The sequence below is a fragment of the Streptomyces niveiscabiei genome (assembly GCF_001419795.1).
Lineage (GTDB): Bacteria > Actinomycetota > Actinomycetes > Streptomycetales > Streptomycetaceae > Streptomyces > Streptomyces niveiscabiei.
Window position 1 is genome coordinate 1,151 of the sequence record NZ_LIRL01000322.1, and the last position, 950, is coordinate 2,100.

The window sequence follows — 950 nt, forward strand, 5'->3', positions numbered from 1 at the left end:
CGTACCGCGAGCTGCTCGCGGGTGCCGGGGAGTACCTCGCCGGGCGGGTGGCCGACCTCGACGACGTACGGAACCGGATCGTCGCGCGGCTGCTGGGGGTGCCGATGCCCGGTGTGCCGGACAGTGACGAGCCGTACGTGCTGGTGGCGCGGGATCTGGCGCCGGCCGACACGGCGTTGCTGGATCCGGCGCTGGTGCTCGGGTTCGTGACCGAGGAGGGTGGGCCCACCAGCCACAGCGCGATTCTGGCGCGGGCGCTCGGGGTGCCGGCCGTGGTGGCGTTGCCCGGGGCCGGGGAGCTGGCCGAGGGGACGGTGATCGCCGTGGACGGGAGTTCCGGTGAGGTCTTCGTGGAGCCGGGCGAGGAGAAGAAGGCGGAGCTGACGGCCGCTGCCGCCGCGCGGAAGGCCGCGCTGGCCGCGTCGACGGGACCGGGGCTGACCGCCGACGGGCACAAGGTGCCGTTGCTGGCGAACGTCGGTGGTCCGGCGGACGTGCCCGCCGCTGTGGAGGCGGGCGCGGAGGGTGTCGGGCTGTTCCGTACGGAGTTCCTGTTCCTGGACGACAACACGAAGGCGCCGTCGCGGGAGAAGCAGGTCGAGGCGTACCGGCAGGTGCTGGAGGCGTTTCCCGAGGGCCGGGTCGTCGTGCGGGTGCTGGACGCGGGCGCGGACAAGCCGCTGGACTTCCTGACGCCGGCCGACGAGCCGAACCCGGCGCTGGGTGTGCGGGGGCTGCGGTCGCTGCTGGAGCACCCCGATGTGCTGGGGACGCAGCTGGCGGCGTTGGCGGAGGCTGCCGAGGGGCTGCCGGTGCACCTTGAGGTGATGGCGCCGATGGTGGCGGACCGGGCGGACGCGAGGGCGTTCGCGGACGCGTGCCGTGCGGCGGGGCTGCGGGCGAAGTTCGGGGCGATGGTGGAGATCCCTTCGGCGGCGTTGCGGGCACGG

1 protein-coding gene is annotated in these 950 nt (G+C 74.4%); it reads left to right on the forward strand.

The window, feature by feature from the left end; all coding sequences use genetic code 11:
* A partial coding sequence (locus AOK24_RS16500) for a putative PEP-binding protein (RefSeq protein ID WP_240553957.1) occupies window positions 1-950 on the forward strand: 950 nt, incomplete at both ends.